Source organism: Natronincola peptidivorans, from assembly GCF_900111615.1.
GTDB lineage: Bacteria > Bacillota > Clostridia > Peptostreptococcales > Natronincolaceae > Natronincola_A > Natronincola_A peptidivorans.
This window is the reverse complement of record NZ_FOHU01000003.1, coordinates 184266-202849: the sequence shown is the minus strand read 5'-3', so window position 1 is coordinate 202849 and position 18584 is coordinate 184266. Positions and strand designations below refer to the sequence as shown.

At 35.9% G+C, this 18584-nt stretch carries 17 protein-coding genes; 16 read left to right on the top strand and 1 reads right to left on the bottom strand.

What is annotated here, in order from left to right:
• The first annotated feature begins 80 nt into the window (after positions 1-80).
• From BMX10_RS05340 to BMX10_RS05285, 12 genes are all read left to right on the top strand, one after another.
• Positions 81-701 (top strand): TetR/AcrR family transcriptional regulator, encoded by a 621-nt coding sequence (locus BMX10_RS05340; protein WP_170834697.1) that lies wholly within the window; start codon positions 81-83, stop codon positions 699-701.
• Complete coding sequence (locus BMX10_RS05335; protein WP_090440482.1) at positions 691-1755, top strand: alpha/beta fold hydrolase; 1065 nt, start codon at positions 691-693, stop codon at positions 1753-1755. Before BMX10_RS05340 ends, BMX10_RS05335 begins: the two co-directional genes overlap by 11 nt.
• 12 nt (positions 1756-1767) lie before the next feature.
• Positions 1768-2598, top strand: coding sequence for an EFR1 family ferrodoxin (locus BMX10_RS05330; protein WP_090440479.1), 831 nt, complete (start codon positions 1768-1770; stop codon positions 2596-2598).
• Between the two features lie 407 nt (positions 2599-3005).
• The gene (locus BMX10_RS05325; RefSeq protein ID WP_280140740.1) at positions 3006-5117 is read left to right on the top strand and encodes a BglG family transcription antiterminator; all 2112 of its coding nucleotides are present in this window, start codon (positions 3006-3008) and stop codon (positions 5115-5117) included.
• On the top strand, positions 5114-5422 hold the full coding sequence (locus tag BMX10_RS05320) for a PTS sugar transporter subunit IIB (RefSeq protein WP_090440473.1): 309 nt from the start codon (positions 5114-5116) through the stop codon (positions 5420-5422). Before BMX10_RS05325 ends, BMX10_RS05320 begins: the two co-directional genes overlap by 4 nt.
• Positions 5419-6705: a PTS ascorbate transporter subunit IIC gene (locus BMX10_RS05315; protein WP_090440470.1), complete on the top strand. Its 1287-nt coding sequence runs from the start codon at positions 5419-5421 to the stop codon at positions 6703-6705. The genes BMX10_RS05320 and BMX10_RS05315 overlap by 4 nt, the downstream gene beginning before the upstream one ends.
• Before the next feature lie 306 nt (positions 6706-7011).
• Entirely contained in the window at positions 7012-8088 is a 1077-nt protein-coding gene (locus BMX10_RS05310; RefSeq protein ID WP_090440467.1) for an ABC transporter substrate-binding protein, read from the top strand.
• A gap of 130 nt (positions 8089-8218) precedes the next feature.
• Positions 8219-9919, top strand: coding sequence for an ABC transporter permease (locus BMX10_RS05305; RefSeq protein ID WP_090440464.1), 1701 nt, complete (start codon positions 8219-8221; stop codon positions 9917-9919).
• A gap of 11 nt (positions 9920-9930) precedes the next feature.
• Positions 9931-10998: an ABC transporter ATP-binding protein gene (locus BMX10_RS05300; protein WP_090440461.1), complete on the top strand. Its 1068-nt coding sequence runs from the start codon at positions 9931-9933 to the stop codon at positions 10996-10998.
• A 117-nt stretch (positions 10999-11115) separates the two neighbouring features.
• The gene (locus tag BMX10_RS05295; RefSeq protein ID WP_090440458.1) at positions 11116-11850 is read left to right on the top strand and encodes an MgtC/SapB family protein; all 735 of its coding nucleotides are present in this window, start codon (positions 11116-11118) and stop codon (positions 11848-11850) included.
• A 115-nt stretch (positions 11851-11965) separates the two neighbouring features.
• The gene (locus tag BMX10_RS05290) at positions 11966-12982 is read left to right on the top strand and encodes an ABC transporter substrate-binding protein (protein ID WP_090440455.1); all 1017 of its coding nucleotides are present in this window, start codon (positions 11966-11968) and stop codon (positions 12980-12982) included.
• Positions 12983-13394: 412 nt separating this feature from the next.
• Entirely contained in the window at positions 13395-14783 is a 1389-nt protein-coding gene (locus BMX10_RS05285; protein ID WP_090440453.1) for an MATE family efflux transporter, read from the top strand.
• A 47-nt stretch (positions 14784-14830) separates the two neighbouring features.
• Here BMX10_RS05285 and BMX10_RS05280 read toward each other — a convergent pair whose 3' ends face one another.
• Positions 14831-15127 carry a DUF1292 domain-containing protein gene (locus BMX10_RS05280; RefSeq protein ID WP_244272643.1) on the bottom strand — a complete coding sequence of 99 codons (297 nt, stop codon included), beginning with the start codon at positions 15125-15127 and terminating at the stop codon, positions 14831-14833.
• A gap of 346 nt (positions 15128-15473) precedes the next feature.
• Here BMX10_RS05280 and BMX10_RS05275 point away from each other — a divergent pair, with 346 nt between their 5' ends.
• From BMX10_RS05275 to BMX10_RS05260, 4 genes are all read left to right on the top strand, one after another.
• Entirely contained in the window at positions 15474-16229 is a 756-nt protein-coding gene (locus tag BMX10_RS05275) for an exodeoxyribonuclease III (RefSeq protein ID WP_090440450.1), read from the top strand.
• 179 nt (positions 16230-16408) lie between these two features.
• Entirely contained in the window at positions 16409-17029 is a 621-nt protein-coding gene (locus BMX10_RS05270) for a TetR/AcrR family transcriptional regulator (protein WP_170834696.1), read from the top strand.
• Positions 17030-17086: 57 nt separating this feature from the next.
• Positions 17087-18073: an NAD-dependent epimerase/dehydratase family protein gene (locus tag BMX10_RS05265; RefSeq protein ID WP_090440446.1), complete on the top strand. Its 987-nt coding sequence runs from the start codon at positions 17087-17089 to the stop codon at positions 18071-18073.
• A 140-nt stretch (positions 18074-18213) separates the two neighbouring features.
• Entirely contained in the window at positions 18214-18573 is a 360-nt protein-coding gene (locus tag BMX10_RS05260; protein WP_170834695.1) for a methyltransferase family protein, read from the top strand.
• Positions 18574-18584: the final 11 nt, after the last annotated feature.

Sequence of the window (18584 nt, the reverse complement as noted above, 5' to 3'; positions counted from 1 at the left end):
AAAACCCTTGCTACAACAAATACATACTGGCATAATATGAATGAACAACAATGAGTTCATTCATAAAAAGGAGTGATTTTATGCCACGATCTTTTTCAAAAGAAGAGCAAGAAATACTATATAAAAGAATCTTTAAGGTAGGTAGAGATTTTTTCTATAAAAATGGTTTTAAAAAGACCTCCATTAAAGATATTACTAGAGAAGTGGGTATAGCATCAGGGAGCTTTTATCAATTCTTTCACTCAAAGGAAGCATTATTTATGAAAATATACTTTGAAGAAAACTACTTAATTACTAAAGAAATCATGGATACTACGAATTTAACTGGAAATCCAAAGGTAGTTATTAAGGAAATTTTTTTTAGGTTGGCTTCAGAATCAAACCAAGAAACAATATTAGGAAGACATAATCATCAAGAAGAATTTCTAAATATTATAAAGAAGCTAGACACAAGGGAAAAAGATTTGGCAAGAAGGGAAGTATATTGCTTGTTTCTTCCACTACTAGAAAGGTGGCAAAGGGAGGGCTTGATAAAAAAGATTAGCCCAGATTTGATACTGACTTTTTTTGATGCAATCTACTATGTTGAAATGCATCAAGAGGATTTGGGGGCATCTCATTTTCCCATTTTGACAAACTATTTATTTGAATTTGTTCTTGAAGGAATTCTTGAAAAAGGAGAGGAAAACAATGCAGTTTAAAAGAATAGTAATGATGATATTAATATTTTGCTTTGTTGGTTTAACTACATTAACAATACGTTATTCTATAGCAACGACACCTGCTATACATAATGAGAATGGAATTGCCAGTTTAGAAAAGATATCTATAGGTAATGTTGACCAATCGTTGTTGATTAGAGGAAAAGACTTATCGAAGCCTGTGTTGCTTTTTATACATGGGGGACCTGGTTTTGCAGAAATGGTTTTTACTAGACATTTCAATGCAGATCTAGAGGATAATTTTATAGTGATTAATTGGGATCAAAGAGGAGCGGGAAAATCTTTTAACTCTAAGATAGACGAAAAAACAATGACAGCTGATCAAATTTTGGCAGATACATATGAAGTTGTTCAGTATGTAAAGGATAGGTTTCAAAAAGATAAGATATTTATTGCTGGTCATAGCTGGGGTTCTTTTTTGGGATTGACTACAGTGAAGGAGCATCCAAAAGATTTTCATGCTTATATTGGGATAGGACAATTAATTAATGGCAATAAAGGGGAAGCGTTATCCTACAAATGGACGAAAAAAATGGCTGCAGAAGATAACAACAAAAAAGCCATTAAGGAGCTAGAAGCACTGGAGGTAATTGATGGTGTCTACCTACACGGTCACGATGAAAAGCATGTACAAAGAAAATGGTTATGGCATTATAGAGGATTTCTATACAATTTAAATGTTAGCAGTCTGTACTTTAGATTGGCCATTGCGCCAGAATATACAATTCTTGATAAAATCAACTACATTCGAGGGGTAGAGTTTTCAGAGGATTTGATAGGGGAAGAATGGCTAGAAAACCTAAAATTTGACGAGGAAATCAAAAGCTTAGAAGTACCGGTTTTCTTTATGCAGGGCAAGTATGACTTTAATACTCCGTCGGAATTAGTAAAAAAATTCTATGATGCTGTTGATGCTCCAATGAAGGAATACATAGAGTTTGAATACTCAGCTCATTCTCCCAATTTTGAAGAACCAGAGAAATTTAATAAGGTAATGGCTGAAATTGCTGAGATAGTACTAAAACAACAATAAGGAAGTGGAAAAATGAAGACCACCATTTACTATTTTTCAGGAACAGGAAATTCTCTTGCTGCTGCAAAAAAGGTTAGTAGCAGGATTAAAAAGAGTGCAATTATACCTATTTCTAAAGCATTTAGCCAGAAAGAATTTATTGAGAGCAGTGAAACGGTAGGCTTTGTATTTCCCATGTATTATCTTGGCATGCCTGATATCGTCATTAGGTTTATAAAAAAACTAGATATGTCAAAGGTGGCGCATATTTTTACTATTATTACTAGAGGGGTAGACACACCATTTGCTGGTGGCGCTATGGCACAAATAGAAAAGGAGCTTCATGATAAAGGTAAAAGGCTTGATGCAGGTTTTTACTTAACAATGGGAGATAATTTTATTCTATACTGGTGGGATTCCACAGCAGAAGATGTTTTAATGAGACGCCTGAGTGAAATGGAACCTAAGCTTGATAGGATTATCGAGAGTATCATAAATAGAGAAAATACAATAGAAAAAAACATAACAGATAGACTGTTTCCCATAGCAAAACACCTACCATTACTGGGAAGTAACTATTACTTAAGAAACACTTATAAGCAGGATAAATATTTTTATAGTGATGATACCTGCAATGGTTGCGGCATTTGTGAAAAAGTATGTTCTGTAAAGAATATAAAGCTTAAAGCAGGAAAGCCTCAGTGGCTGCACAATAACTGTCAGCAGTGTCTTGCATGCCTCCATTTTTGCCCGTCCACTTCTCTTCAGTTTACTAAAAGATTCATACAATTTGGCAATGACACTCGAAGGATGAAGAGATATCGACATCCACATATATCTGTTAAAGATATGTGTTTGGATTAAGATTGTAAAAAGGAAATTTTGCTTTAGGTTTTTATAGGAATTGATTTGGTATGAAATAAAAATTATTATTTTTCAGAATGCCTCTTAATCACTGATAAAGAGGCATTTTATTTTATAAGAGTTTGACAGAAAAAGCTAAGGCTTAGAAATAATGTATAAGACAGTAAAAATAAAATTATCAAAATATTATGTAATATTATAGAGGAGTTTACATGAATTTGAAGAATTTAGTTAATCAACGAAAAAGTAAAACAGTACTAGTATAGGAATCATTTTTTTAAAATAGAAGCATTTTCGAGAATCAATATGTATACAAGTTTGAAGATATAGTAGGATCGGTTACCTAATGATAGCTTTAAGAAATTTATTAAAGCGGCTTTTAGGGAAGATGGAACAATACGATAGAGGTGTTATATATGATTTCAAGCAGACAAAAAAAAATTTTGGAACAATTAATCCAGCATCAAGATTTCTTTACGGTAGAGCAGTTGGCTAAGCAATATGGAGTATCTCAAAGAACGATACGACATGACCTTTTGTCGCTGGAATCTTGTTTAAAAGAGAAGGAAATAGCATTTATACGTCATCGGAAGCATGGATTGAAGCTAGAGGGAGATAACCTGCAATGGCAAAGGCTGCAAGGATTCCTAGAACAGAAAACTCAATATCTATCTCCAGAGAGTCGATTAAAAGAAATGGCTAAGTTACTGCTAAAAAGCTCAGAAATTGAATTCGAAGGGTTGATGGAGGAATTTAGAATTAGTGATAAAACCCTAATAGGAGACTTAGCAGGATTGAAGAGTTGGTTTCATGTGAAAAACTTAAAGCTAGTACGAGAAAAAGGAAAAGTGAAAATTAATGGGCGGGAGTTGTATAAGCGGGAAGCTTATTTATCTTTAATAAAGGAAGAAGCTACAGAAGAAAAAATACTAGACTATCTATTAAATGATAAATCAAAAGACATGAATGTGTTGCAATTGAAAGAATGGTTTCAGCCTGAAGAAATGCATTATCTGTTTCAAGTAGTATCGGAATTAGAAAAAACTTTATCTATTGGATTTTCAGATAATGGTTATGTAGCATTAATTTTACACATGTTTTTATCTCTAGAACGATTAAAAGCGAAACACTTTGTAGCAATGGACCAGGATCTATTGAAGGAACTGCAAAATAGCAAGGAATTTAAAACGGTTGAAAGCATGGTGAGGACCCGAATAGAGCCTTATTTTAATATTGAATTACCTTTATCGGAAATAGGATATATCACTCAGCACATTTTAACGGCTCAAAAGGATTATCAAAAAGACAAAGAGGATGTAGAATGCTTTCAGTTAGCAAAAAAAATAGTAATGGAGGTAGAAAAAAATTATCATAAACCTTTATTAATGAGCGAGCAAATTATAAATAGCTTAGCTATGCATTTAAAGCCTGCTATTTACCGAGTGAAGTATGATAGAAGGATTTGCAATCCTTTATTTACACAATTACAAAAAGAGTATGGACAGCTATTAGAGGTTGTATTGATAATTACTAATAAAATATTAGAACCCATAGGGATTGAGTTTGATCAGCAGGAAGCCAGCTACATTGCTATGCACATAGGAGCAGGATTACATCAGCAGTTACCTCTCAGCAATCGGAAAGTGGCTATTGTATGCAGTTCAGGATTAGGAACATCGAATATATTGCAAAGAAGATTATTAGATATGTATCCTGATGTTAACATTGTAAAAAAATGCTCCTATAAAGACTTAAAAGACTTAACCTCTAAAGAAGTAGATATAGTTATTTCAACCATTGATATCTTTTATAATCTTACAATTCCTTGGATAAAGGTCTCCCCTCTTTTAAGTCAGGAGGATGAAGAAAAAATAAAGAAAATACTGGGGATGCCAGAAAAAAACGATGCAAGAGAATTAGAAATTATTCACACAGTAAATGAAGTAATAAAAATCATAGAGAAAAATGAAGACATAAAAAACAGAGCCACCCTATCCAAGCATCTGATACAATTTTTCAAAGGAGCACATTCCTATACCGAAAATACTAAACCTTTCTATGGTATTACTCAACTACTACCGGAGAAATCAATAATACTTCAAGCTGAAACTCCTAGTACAGTAGAGAAACTGATTTCATTAGGGACGATCCCCCTAAAGGAAAGAGAGCTTATTGGATTGGAATATGAAGAAAAGCTGATTCACATGATAAACAGCCCTAATCACCATTTTGTTATCTCAAAAGGAATCCTTTTTCCTCATGCTTCCAATGAAACGGGAGTTTGGGGAACTGGCTTCAGCCTGGTAACCTTTAAAAAACCTGTTAGGCTTCAAGAAATTTCTACTCCTATATGGTTAATGATTACCTTAGCAGCTGAGGATAACGAAAAGCATGTAGAAGCTTTAGCTTTACTGATTGATGCTTTGAATGATGAATTCTTCTTGAGAATACTTAAAAAAAGCCATAATTCAAAAGACATATACGACTGGTTTCAAAGAAGAGAGGGAGCGTTACTATGAAAAAAATTCTAGTGGTGTGTACCAGTGGGTTGGGAACTAGTTTAGCCATGAGACTGTCGATTGAAAGATTTATAAGAGAAAGAAATCTTAAGGTAAAGGTAGAGCATGCGGATATGGGGTCTGCTAATTTTATAGAGGCTGATTTAATTATTGGTGCAAAGCAGGTGATTAGTTGTTTATCAAAACAAAATGATATTGAGACTATAGGATTAGAAGACATTGTAAGACGTAGATATATAGAGGAGCAGCTGTTGAATTGTGATACCATCCAAACTTGGCTTAAGGAAAAAGAGGGGTTGCGATGAATTATTCAGATGCAATTAGCAGAGGAGTGTTGGGAGAACCGGCCTTTTTACTTGGAATAATAGCTTTTATAGGATTAGTTATTCAAAGGGAGACAGTCGAAAGAATTATTCAAGGAACGATAAAAACGATTCTAGGGTATATTTTAATCCAAATTGGAGCATCAGCGGCAGGGGTTGCTTTAGGGAATCTATCTTTACTAATACAAAGAGGATTTCAAGTAATTGGAATCATTCCCCACAATGAGGTTGTTGTAGCTTTAGCTCAGATCAATTATGGTAGTTACATTGCTTGGATTATGCTGTTTGGTATGATTGTGCATCTTTTAATTGCTAGATGGAGTCCATTAAAATACGTATTTTTAACTGGACATCATATATTATTTATGGCTTCAATGTTGGCGGCTTTGTTAGCAGTGTATCCATTGGGCAAGTGGGAAATCATTATTATTGGAAGCGGTTTATTGGCGATGGCTATGACTGTAGGGCCAGCTATTACGCAGCCTTTTGTACGAAAAGTAATAAAAAATGATGAAATCGCAGTTGGACATTTTAATAGCTTTGGTTTTGTGATTACGGGAATAATAGCCTCTTGCTTTAAGGAAAAGCAAGGAGAAAAAAGAGAATCACCATTTCCTAGCTTCGCTAAATTACAAGTGCTTTTTCAAGATCATATTATATCTACTACGCTATTTATGTTTACTCTATTCTTATGCGCTAGTTTTTTTGTAGGCTCAGAAAAAGTTACAGAATTATTTTTTAGTAGGCCTCCTCTAGTAATCTCTGTTATTCAAGCCATTTGGTTTGCTGCAGGAGTATATGTGATCCTAATGGGTGTACGTATGCTATTATCAGAAATTGTTCCAGCCTTTCAAGGAATCAGCGAAAAAATTGTTCCTAACGGAATTCCAGCATTAGACTGTCCTATATTGTTCCCCTATGCCCCTATTGCCTCGATTTTTGGATTTTTATTTAGCTTATTAGGAGGTCTGGTGGCTATGGGTGTATTTGTTTTGTTACCCAATCAATATACCATTATCATCCCTGGAATAGTCTCGCATTTTTTTTCAGGCGGTGCTGCCGGGGTAATTGCCTATACTATTGGGAGAAGAAAAGGGTTGGTGGTGGGCACTTTTATCCATGGATTCATCATTACATTCTTACCCTACTTTTTAATTCCCCTTTTATCAGGTTTAGGGTACGTCAGAGCTACTTTTGGGGATTCTGATTTTGCTATTATAGGTTTTTTTGCGAAATGGATATTGCAATATATATTTGGCCTATAGTGATTGAGGGAGATAAATTTGCCACAAAGGCATAAGTAATAAATACGATTTTCTAATTAAGAATAACCATGATCATTAAGATGATTTACAACTGGACAAAAGGCTTCTACAAACTATTAGTATCTCTATTATCATATAGAGATATTTTTTTGCCATTTAAAGTGGCAAAGAGATGGTATGGCATTGCTTTACCATATTCAAGTAAAATGAAATTAGAGAACCTAATAAAAATCAGAATTAATGCATCAATGCTTGAAAACGTATTCAATCAACCAAAATCTGTTTGAAAAAGGAGGAGGAAAAAAGATGTTTAAGAAAATGAGTACTACACTTTCTATTATTTTACTGATTACTTTGATATTGGCATCATGCAGTCCTGCTAATCCCCCAGCAGAGACTGCTGATGCTGCTGAAGAAGCTGCCAAGCAACCTAAGAATTTAGAACTAACCATTTATGCAGGTTTAATGGAAGACCATGCAATTATGGCAACTAGAGAGTTTGAAAAACAGACGGGAGTTAAAACAAACTTTATACGTATGAGTAGCGGGGAAACACTAGCCAGGATTCGTGCAGAAAAAGACAATATGACAGCCAGTATATGGTATGGGGGACCAGTTGATGCCTACATAGCAGCCATAGAAGATGATTTACTTGTACCTTATAAATCACCTAATGCAGCAAACTTCCCTGATAAATATAAAGATTCTGATGGATATTGGACAGGGATTTATTCTGGATATCTTGGTTTTGTTTTAGACAAGGAATGGTTTGAAGAAAATAATTATGATATCCCAACATCCTGGGATGATTTATTGAAGCCGGAGTTTAAAGGTCAAATCGCAACAGCTCATCCAGGCTCCTCTGGCACAGCTTATACTATGCTAGCAACCATCATTCAGTTGAAGGGTGAAGAAGCAGGGTTTGATTACCTACAAAGGTTAAATGGGCAGATTCGACAGTACACAAAATCTGGTACAGCTCCTGGTAGAATGGTTGGATTAAAAGAAATACCAATCGGAATTACCTTCCTACATGATGCTATAAAGTATCGTAAGGAAGGCTTCAAAGACATAATGATTTCAGCACCAGTTGAAGGAACAGGCTACGAAATCGGGGGTGTAGCTATACTGAGAAATGGACCTGACCAGGAAGCAGCAAGAATGTTTGTAGATTGGACACTAACAAAAGAAGTTCAAGAATTAGGAAGTGTAGTAGATTCCTTCCAATTCCTCACCAATCCCGATGCGGTACCACCTGAGGAAGCAATGGAATTAAAGGATACTAAATTAATTGATTATGATTTTGATTGGGCTGGCAAAAACAGAAGAGAGTTAGTGGAAAGATTCAATGATGTAACAAGAACAACACCTCCAACAGACTAAATAAGTTAACCTTGAAATAACATATGAAAGAATCCATGTAGCTTCTGCATGGATTCTTTCATAACACATAGGAAACATTGGCGGAGTCAACTTTGTTCTAAGTAAGAATAAGAAGAAAAGGGGGAAAGTAATGACATCAAAAGCAGCATATCGAAAATTGAAGATAAAAACAGAGCTAGATAATATCAAAAAAAATATGCGAGATCCTTTTTTAACGATTGCAATCATAGGAGTTTTCATTATTGTATTCTTATTTGTATTATATCCTTTAATAAAAATATTAAAGGAAAGTCTTTATCATCAAAACCAATTATCCTTATATCATTATAAAGAAATCCTAAGGCTATCTTCTACAAAAGAGATACTATGGAATACTATTTATCTTGGTTTAATCGTTAGTGTTATATCCACAATAATTGGTTTTTTGTTTGCCTATGCTTCTGCTTATTTAAAAATACGGAGTAAAAAAATGTTCAATGCTATAGCTATATTACCGATGATATCACCACCTTTTGTTATAGCATTGTCTACTATTCTATTGTTTGGTCGTAATGGATTTATTACTAGAGGAATTCTTGGTATGAGAGAGGCTAATGTATATGGGCTGCACGGCCTAGTCTTGGTCCAAACCCTTACATTTTTTCCGGTTGCCTATCTTCTTTTGGTAGGGCTATTGAAAAGTATAGATCCTTCTGTTGAAGAAGCAGCAAGGGATTTAGGGGCATCTAGGGGTGAAGTGTTTAAGTCTATTACTCTGCCACTGATGGTGCCAGGGCTGGCAAATGCTTTTTTGTTAGTATTTATTCAATCCATTGCTGATTTTAGTAATCCAATGGTTATTGGAGGCAACTATACTACCCTAGCTGTTCAGATTTATTTACAGGGAATAGGAAATTATGACATGGGTGGCGGCACAGCCCTAGCCATAATACTTTTGATGATATCTGTTACGGTGTTTATGATCCAAAAGTATTATGTAGGAAAAAAATCCTATATTACAGTCACTGGCAAAGCTTCCCGTGCTAGAGAATTGATAGATACACCTAAAATTACAAAACCTATCTATGCAATCGCTCTTTCCTTAAGTATTTTTGTTGGATTAATGTATGCGCTAGTACCCATTGGAGCGTTTATAAGATTGTGGGGTATAGATTACTCTTTTTCCCTAAATCACTTTAGATATGTTTTCAATTTAGGGATGAAGCCCATAAAAGATACTACCTTCTTATCTTTGATTGCAACCCCTTTAAGTGGAGTGCTGGCAATGATTATAGCATTCTTAATTGTAAGGAAAAATTTCTTTGGTAAAAGCTTTATGGAGGTGACAACCATGCTGGCACTGGCAATTCCTGGAACAGTAATTGGTTTAGGTTATGTTCTTTCCTACAATACAAAGCCCCTTGTACTAACGGGAACAGCAGCTATTCTAATAATTGCTTTTATCATGAGAAGCATGCCCATTGGAATTCGATCGGGTATTGCTGCTTTGCAGCAGATAGATCCGTCTATTGAAGAGGCAGCCAATGTACTGGGAGCTTCTAGTACCAAAGTATTTACCTCTATCACAATACCTATGATAAGGCCAGCTTTTTTTAGTGGACTAGTGTATACCTTTATCAGGAGCATGACCTTAGTCAGCACGGTTATTTTCCTAGTCTCAGCAAGATATAATCTACTGACGGCCTCCGTTATGAGTCAGATAGATGCTGGTAAAATTGGGGTTGCATCAGCCTACTCCACAATTTTAATTTTTATTGTTGCAGTTGTAGTATGGACAATGCAATTTATTATATCAAGACTAGGTATTGATATAAGCGATATAGAAGGTTAGGAGATGATAAGATGAAATCACCAAAGAAGGTTTATCTTGAAAACTTAAATAAAACATTTATAACGACAGGCAACGACAAAGTTGTTGCTGTTAATAATATCAACTTAAAAATTAAGCCAGGTGAATTTGCCACTATGCTGGGACCTTCCGGCTGTGGCAAAACAACCACATTGAGAATGATTGCAGGCTTTGAAATGCCAACCCAAGGCAAAGTCTATATTGGGGAGGAGAATGTAGCCACCAAAACACCTGACAAAAGGGATACAGCTATGGTTTTTCAAAATTACGCGTTATTTCCTCATATGAATGTTTTTAATAATATAGCTTATGGCCTAAAAATTCAAAAACGTCCAAAAAGTGAAATAAAAGAACGTGTTCAAAGAATACTAAAAATGATGAAAATGGAAGACTTTTCAGAGCGGGTACCGGGTCAGATGTCTGGTGGACAGCAGCAAAGGGTTTCTCTAGCCAGAGCTTTAGTTATGGAGCCAGGAGTACTACTCTTTGATGAGCCACTGTCAAACCTAGATGCTAAGCTTAGAATCCATATGCGGGATGAAATCCGAAAAATTCAACAAAATGTAGGAATTACCTCTATCTATGTCACACATGATCAAGAGGAAGCCATGGCCATGTCGGATAAGGTAATTATTATGAATGCTGGTGTGATTGAACAAGAGGGAACACCTCAAGAAATCTATCAAAGGCCTGTTAACGAGTTTGTAGCTAATTTTATAGGGCGTGCCAATATTATAGATGGAGAAATAGAAGGTATCAGCGGAAAGGATGCTATTGTAAATATTCATGGTATTAGCTACAGAACAAAAGCATACAAAAATTTTCAGACAGGACAAAAAATTCGAGCTGTTATTAGACCAGAAGGTGTAATCGTAGGAAAACAGGACTTCATTGTTAAGGTTGAAAAGAGTGTATTCATGGGTCAAAACCAAGAATATGGAGTAGACTTCTTTGGGGCCAACTTAGAAATCAGTGAAAATAACCCCACCGGGAAAACTATTTACAGAGCTGGGGAACAGATGGGAATAGGCTTTGAAGAGAGGGCTTTACATATTCTCTAAAGCCATCTATGAATTAGCTTGTATAAAAAACAACTGGAAGAATACTCAAAGAGGTGAAGAGAGGATTAAAGGCTAAGGTTTTGGAATTAGAAATTATTTGGTGAGGGAGGCGATCTAATGATAAGTATATATGAGCTTATATTAAGACTAGTGCTCTCAGCGATTATTGGCGGACTCATTGGAATGGAGAGGGAAGCCAATAATAGACCAGCTGGACTTCGAACTCATGTATTAGTAACCTTAGGATCCTCACTAATTATGCTATTGTCAACCCATGGGTTTGATACTTTAAGCAATACTGGAGATCCTGCCCGTCTAGCGGCTCAGGTTGTTAGTGGCATAGGATTTTTGGGTGCTGGAACGATTTTGAGAACAGGAAATAGCATAAAGGGCCTAACAACAGCCGCCAGCTTATGGGTATGTGGAGGAATCGGCCTTGCTATTGGAGGAGGGTACTATGTTGGAGGTCTAACCACTGCCGCCATTGTTCTCTTTTCCTTAATGAGTCTGGGGGTACTAGAAAAACGAATATTTACAAAAAAATATAGAGTACTGATTGTGCAGTGCAGAGAAAGAACAGGGTTAATTGGAGATATTGGACAGCTCTTAGGGAGACATAATGTGACGATAAAAGATATTAAAATTTTTAGAGGTACAGATGAATATGATTATGAAGGAAATGAATCTTTTGAAACCATAGATTCAATAGGAGTAGGAAGCATAATTGAGATACACCTTGCGGTAAAGCTGTGCAAAGACTTTAAAAGACAAGATTTTTTTCAGGAAATACATAGGATTCGTGGAATAGAACAAGCGGCATGGAAAAATAATGAATTCTCCTATAACCTTTAGAAGAAAATTAAACATACTCCTACAGGGAAAGACCAAGCGATGGAAGGTTTCTCTGTGCTTTTTTTTCTTGAAGAATAATAATATTACGTTAAAATAAAAATAAGGGGGTGGGACAATGGCAAAAAAATTTGTTCTAATAACAATAGGTTTAATTCTTCTTGTTTCTTCAAGCGGATGTACCCTAGGAAAAGAGGAACCAAAGGTTCTGCGAGTGTACGCTGGATTGTATGAAGATCATGCAATCAAGGCTATAGAAGCATTTGAAAAAGAAACAGGGATTAAAGTGAAATATACTCGACTATCAGGAGGCGAGATATTACACCGACTAAGAGGAGAAAAGGATGATCCACAAGCAAGTATATGGTTTGGAGGACCGGTTGATACATTTATCCACGCAAAGCAAGAGGAATTACTGATGCCATATCTAGCTCCTAATAGAAAATATATTGATGAAATATACAAGGATGATGAAGGATATTGGACGGGGATATACGCTGGATCCCTTGCTATTGTCAGCAACAGATCGTGGCTTCAGCAAAACGGATTAACGGTTCCACAATCATGGGAGGATCTTTTACAATCAGAGTTTAAAGGGATGATTGTCATGCCAAATCCAGCTACATCTGGAACAGGCTATACTATTTTAGCCACTTTAATACAGTTGTATGGTGAAGAAGAAGCCTTTTTATATCTAGAACAATTACATCAGCAGATGGGTTTATATACTACCTCCGGCAGCACCTCAGGACGTTTAGTGGGAATGAGAGATATGGGAGTAGCCATATTATTCGCTCATGACGCAGTAAAGTTTTTTAAAGAGGGTTTTAATGAAATTGTTGTTTCTTTTCCAAAGGAGGGAACCGGCTATGAGATTGGAGCAATTGCTATTATTGATGGTGCACCAGAGCTGGAGGAGGCGAAAAAATTTATAGATTGGTCCTTGACGAAACAAGCACAGGAATTGGGAAAACAAGTGGGGACCTACCACCTGCTTACAAATCGTGAGGCAGTATCACCAGTAGAAGCATTTCCTCTTTCGGAACTGAGCATTGTAAACTATGATCATGAATGGGCTGGAGTTCACCGACAACGTCTACTGGAACGCTGGAAAAAGCAGGTGCTTGCAAAGTAAAAATAGAATACTTCAAAAGTTTTATAGAGTTACCCTTAAAATCTTTTCATAATTAAAAAATTAGCATGCTACCACGTATCAAAGGGACATCTAGTTGTTATATAAAGCAATTGCAGCTACATATAAAAATCAATACTATTTTAAGATACTTCTTATCATTGATAAGAAGTATTTATTTTTTTAAAAAGCTACAATTTTGCATAATATAAAGGCAAAAGCACGTTAAGATTAGTAAGCCATAAGGTTTATTAATATATTGTGTAAATCTGTGCAGGAAAAGCAAGAATAATGAAGAATAGTTTCTTATTGAGACAAGTAAAGGATGCTGGAGGATATGGTGACAGTAAAAACTGAACAAAATAATTCCTCTTAAATTAGGTCTCATTTTATCGCATCTATAGGAGTGAACAAAATGGAAAACAGAAGAAAAAATCTAGATTTATTACAGGGACCCATCGGAAAAACCTTTATTTTACTGGCCATACCTGTACTATTGGCTATGTTTATGCAAACCTTTTTTAATATAGTTGATACTTATTTTGTTTCAAGACTTGGAACAGACGCTATTGCCGCAATGGGATTGACCTTCCCTATTTTTATGCTAAGCATATCCTTGGGCTCTGGAGTATCCATAGGAATAAGCTCTTTAGTAGCCAGGAGCATAGGTGCAGGTGAAGAAGAAAAAAGCTTTTTAGCAGCAGGCAATGGATTACTGCTGGCAGCAGCTATCGGGGTGTTCTTTTTTGTTTTTGGCATAGCTATTGTTGACCCTATGCTAAGATTTATTGGGGCAGAAGGAGAAGTCTTTAGGATGGCAAAAAGCTACATCATAATTGTTACCATTGCTATGCCTATTAAATTCTTATTGGCAGCAGTAGATGGGATTTTTAGAGGAGAAGGTAAAACAAGACTTTCTATGATTGCGTTAGTAAGTGGATCCGTTGTGAATATCGTATTAGATCCTCTACTTATCTTCGGCATAGGACCCTTCCCTAGGTTAGAAGTAGCTGGAGCTGCTATAGCAACGGCCATTGCATGGGGAGTAGGATTAAGTATAGGAATCTTATTTATTATTAAAAACAAGAGCAGTATAAACTTAAAAGCCCATCACTTTCGGTATAAATGGGAATATATTAAAAATATTCTTGTAGTAGGACTACCATCCTCTGTAGCCCAAGGTGCTATTGCTTTTACCATGGTATTTATCAACAGATTTGCCATGGATTTTTCTGAAGAAGCAGTTGCTGCCTATGCCTTAGGCTTTCGAATTGATAGTATAGCTATTTTACCAGGGGTAGCCTTTGCAGGCGCTACCATCGCTATGCTGGGACAAAACTATGGTGCTAAGAACTATCATAGAGTCGAGGGCATCTATAGAAAGGCAACGGTCTTTGGGATGCTGGTGATGGGAGGAATTGCCCTATTGGTCTTCGCTTTTCCTGATCCTTTACTAATGATTTTTTTAGAGGAGTCAGGAACAGGGGCTAGCGAAGTATTAAGACAAGGCAGGAGCTATTTACGGATCATGGCTTTAAGCTATGTGTTTATAGGAATGGGTATGGTAAGCAATGCCTCCTTCCAAGCTGTAGGAAGAGGAATGCCCACTTTTATCACGACAGCTATTCGCTTTTTTATTTTAGCCATCCCTTTAAGCTATACCCTGGCTTATCTTTTTAGGCTTGAAACCATAGGGATATGGCTGGGATTGTCCATATCCAACGTGTTTTTTGGATTTGTATCCAGATATTGGTTTCTGTATTCTTTTTCTAAAGGATATACTCCGACAAAAGAATATGAATAACAAAACCCCTGCATAGAATTTCATGATATTGTGCAAGGGTTTTAGATTCACTTACTAAAAGTATGATGAGCCTCTAAGAAAGCTTTGGAGGCTATTTGATATTCCTCATCACTTTCAATGTTATTAAGTTGCGGCCCTTCAGCAGTCTCTACAAAGCCATAAAGCATAGCAGACTCTGAGTCCTCTGGTAATACAGCAATATACTTTTTATCATTGGCATCAAAAACGTTTAAAACATCGCACTCTAGCTGAGAGTTATCCATCAGAGTTAAGTAAATTTTTTTATGTCCTTCATTTGTGTGTCCTTCATGGTTGCAGCCACACTGATCCATACAATTGCCCATAAATATATTCTCCTTTACTTATTTATTTAACGTTATTTCATTATACCCTAAGACAGTGGATTATATAAGTAATGTAAAAGAATAAAATAAAGAACTACTGTTTGAAGAATATAGTAGTAGTGTTTTTTATTTGAATTTCCAGCCACACCATTTGATTTTTTAAAAAACCCTGATATATAATTAAGATAGTATAAACATATGCTTTTAAAGCTAAATTATAGTATACACGGTCTACGGTTTAGCCAAAATCGTAGGCTCTAAATGTAGCTCATAGCATGCTAAAACCTAGGGGCGTATGACTATATACTGAAAAAAATGATAAAAATACTTTTATGGAGGCTTAAATATGAAACTCATTTCTTGGAACGTCAACGGTTTAAGAGCTTGTGTCGGCAAAGGATTTTTAGACTATTTCAAAGAGGTAGATGCAGATATCTTTTGTCTACAGGAAACCAAGCTGCAGGAGGGACAGATTGATTTAGACCTAGAAGGATATCATCAGTACTGGAACTATGCAGTGAAGAAGGGCTACTCCGGGACAGCTATATTTACAAAGGTGGAGCCTTTATCTGTCCAATATGGTATAGGGATAGAGGAGCATGATCAGGAGGGAAGGGTCATCACCTTAGAATTTGAAGAATTTCACTTAGTGAATGTCTACACCCCAAATGCACAAAGAGGATTAGCAAGACTTGATTATAGAATGACCTGGGAGGATACCTTTAGAAGCTATCTAAGGGAGCTGGATGCTAAAAAACCTGTTATCCTGTGTGGTGACTTAAATGTAGCCCATAAAGAGATTGACCTAAAAAATGCTAAATCTAATCGGAAAAGCGCTGGTTTTACAGATGAAGAGCGAGAAAAAATGACGGATTTATTGGGAAATGGCTTTATAGATTCCTTTCGGTACTTTTATCCAGATAAAGAAGACGCCTATACATGGTGGTCCTACATGGGGAAGGCTAGAGAGAGAAATGTAGGCTGGAGAATTGACTATTTTATTGTATCAGAAAAACTAGAAAATCAAATGAAAAATGCAGAAATTCATCCTCATGTTATGGGAAGTGACCATTGCCCAGTGGTTTTAGAGATAGGTGAATAAGAAAATACAACTTTTAAAATTATTCTCAGTAATACACTAGAGTTCACCTTAAGGAGTAAACGATTTATAAAAATTTCTAGTTGAGTAAAAAAAATTATTTTTATATTGACAAAGCAATTTTTTTATCATAAAATCTATTTAACCAAACGTTTGGTAAATTTTAATTAAGGATGGGTGATATGGCAAAAACAGATGGGGATATTACAAAGGAACGGATCCTACAAGTAGCAGAGGAATTATTTGCGGAGAAGGGGTTTGACGGAACAGGGGTAGATAAAATTGCTAAAAGTGCCGGCATCAATAAAGGCTCTATCTACTATCACTTTAAGGATAAAAACCATATCATAGAGTCTCTTTTTGAAAAAATCATGGATGAGATAGCAGAGCATATTAACTCAGCATCCAATGCCGGGGAAGTAGACCATAATAAACTAAGCCTAGAGGATAAGATTCGATCCGAGATAAGATATATGGATCAAAAGAAAAAAATTATTTCTGTCCTCTTTATGGAAACCCTAAAAAGCGGAAATCCTACCGACAGCCTTATAAGATGTATGGAGATTATTGTGAAGAAGGAATTGAACAGCACTTTAAAAATTGATAAATTAGAAAACTTATCTGAAGATGAATTTCAAAAATATATGATACATGAATTCTTCACTGGTATCATACCAGTAATCTCATTGATTACACTGAAGGATAAATGGTGCAAATATTTTAATTATGACGAGGATAAGCTATTAGAGCATTTTATGGAGGCCTTCATCAATACCCACATAAAATCACATGCAGACTTGTAAATTTTTTTAACCATTTAATTAACCAAACGTTTGGTAAAATATAAAGGAGGAGTCATAATGACAATATTTTTAACTGGAGGTACGGGATTATTAGGCAGTAATATTGTAAAAGAGTTAATAAAAGATGAATATCAAGTGAAGGTCCTGGCTAGATCTCATGCTAAAGGAGAAAGGATTAAAGGAAAAGGTGTAGAGCTTGTGCAAGGTGATCTGAAGGACATAGGAGGATTTGCTGAAGCGTTAGCTGGGTGTGATCTATTGATACACGCTGGAGCATATTTTACAGAGTTTTTTAAGAAGGGAAATGAAGGAAATCCACTCTATAAAATTAACGTCAATGGGACAGAAAAACTGTTTGAAGAAGCCTATAAAAAAGGAATAACGAACATCATCTACATAAGCTCCACTGGTGTATTAGATTCTTCTGGACCTGATATTGTTACTGAAAAGGCTCCTTATGTAGACAATACCAATCCATATTTTGAAAGCAAAATCCAGGCGGAGAAAAAAATCCGTGAGTTTATAGACAGATATCCAGAAATGAGGGTTGTTACTATACTACCTGCCATCATGATGGGACCTGGAGATTATGGACCCACCAGAATGGGAGAATTTGTTTTAAGCTTTTTAAATGAGAAAATGCCAGCTATTCTTCCTGTAAAGGCTGTCATCGTTGATGCCAGGGATGTAGCAAGAGCTGTTGTTTCAGCAATTGATAAGGGAAAAAATGGTGAGAGATATATTGTAGGAGGTAATGTCTATGAAATGAAAGAGATTGTTAGCATGCTATCGGATGTGTCAGGAATACCAATGCCTAAAAAACAGCCCCCTTTTGGAATGGTAATGATTCTTTCAGGAATTATGGCACTAATATCCAAAGTAACTGGTAAATCTTCTCCAATCCCTAGAAGGGATGAATTAAGAAAAATGAGGGTGCAAAAAGGCTATTCCTATGAAAAAGCAAAAAAAGAACTTGGGATTACCTTCCGACCCCTCCAAGAAACAATCACAGACACGGTGAATTGGTTTAGTGAAAATAGATGAGTTTGGTGATAAAAATCAGATGGGTACTGAATTAAAGCCAGTGAGGAGGGATATTTATTAAGCACATACTGCCGCCAACACTATTTATGATTTGTATAGGCCTAATGAGTTTACTGCATTTATTATTTCCTAATATGAGAATGATTTCATTTCCTCTGAATCTGCTGGGGATGTTGCCTATTGCCTTAGGTCTAATCATCACCTTTGCTGGGGCAATAAAGTTTAAGATTGTCGGCACTACGGAAATGACCTTTGATGAACCAGATTTATTGGTAACGGAGGGAATCTATAAAATCTCCAGAAATCCCATGTATTTAGGCTTGGGGTTGATTCTAATAGGTATAGGAACTATCACGGGAAACTCAGCTGCCTTTGCAATCAGCATAGCTTTTTTCACCATCACAGATCAATGGTATATCAGGTACGAGGAAGGGATTCTGGAGAAAAAGTTTGGTGAGGATTATATTACTTATAAGAACAAGGTGAGACGTTGGATTTAACATTTATTGTT

Coding starts and splice junctions, on each gene's coding strand:
- BMX10_RS05340 (WP_170834697.1), top strand. CDS start 81: ATGCCACGATCTTTTTCAAAAGAAGAGCAAGAAATACTATATAAAAGA.
- BMX10_RS05335 (WP_090440482.1), top strand. CDS start 691: ATGCAGTTTAAAAGAATAGTAATGATGATATTAATATTTTGCTTTGTT.
- BMX10_RS05330 (WP_090440479.1), top strand. CDS start 1,768: ATGAAGACCACCATTTACTATTTTTCAGGAACAGGAAATTCTCTTGCT.
- BMX10_RS05320 (WP_090440473.1), top strand. CDS start 5,114: ATGAAAAAAATTCTAGTGGTGTGTACCAGTGGGTTGGGAACTAGTTTA.
- BMX10_RS05315 (WP_090440470.1), top strand. CDS start 5,419: ATGAATTATTCAGATGCAATTAGCAGAGGAGTGTTGGGAGAACCGGCC.
- BMX10_RS05310 (WP_090440467.1), top strand. CDS start 7,012: ATGTTTAAGAAAATGAGTACTACACTTTCTATTATTTTACTGATTACT.
- BMX10_RS05305 (WP_090440464.1), top strand. CDS start 8,219: ATGACATCAAAAGCAGCATATCGAAAATTGAAGATAAAAACAGAGCTA.
- BMX10_RS05300 (WP_090440461.1), top strand. CDS start 9,931: ATGAAATCACCAAAGAAGGTTTATCTTGAAAACTTAAATAAAACATTT.
- BMX10_RS05295 (WP_090440458.1), top strand. CDS start 11,116: ATGATAAGTATATATGAGCTTATATTAAGACTAGTGCTCTCAGCGATT.
- BMX10_RS05290 (WP_090440455.1), top strand. CDS start 11,966: ATGGCAAAAAAATTTGTTCTAATAACAATAGGTTTAATTCTTCTTGTT.
- BMX10_RS05285 (WP_090440453.1), top strand. CDS start 13,395: ATGGAAAACAGAAGAAAAAATCTAGATTTATTACAGGGACCCATCGGA.
- BMX10_RS05280 (WP_244272643.1), bottom strand. CDS start 15,127: ATGGGCAATTGTATGGATCAGTGTGGCTGCAACCATGAAGGACACACA.
- BMX10_RS05275 (WP_090440450.1), top strand. CDS start 15,474: ATGAAACTCATTTCTTGGAACGTCAACGGTTTAAGAGCTTGTGTCGGC.
- BMX10_RS05270 (WP_170834696.1), top strand. CDS start 16,409: ATGGCAAAAACAGATGGGGATATTACAAAGGAACGGATCCTACAAGTA.
- BMX10_RS05265 (WP_090440446.1), top strand. CDS start 17,087: ATGACAATATTTTTAACTGGAGGTACGGGATTATTAGGCAGTAATATT.
- BMX10_RS05260 (WP_170834695.1), top strand. CDS start 18,214: ATGATTTCATTTCCTCTGAATCTGCTGGGGATGTTGCCTATTGCCTTA.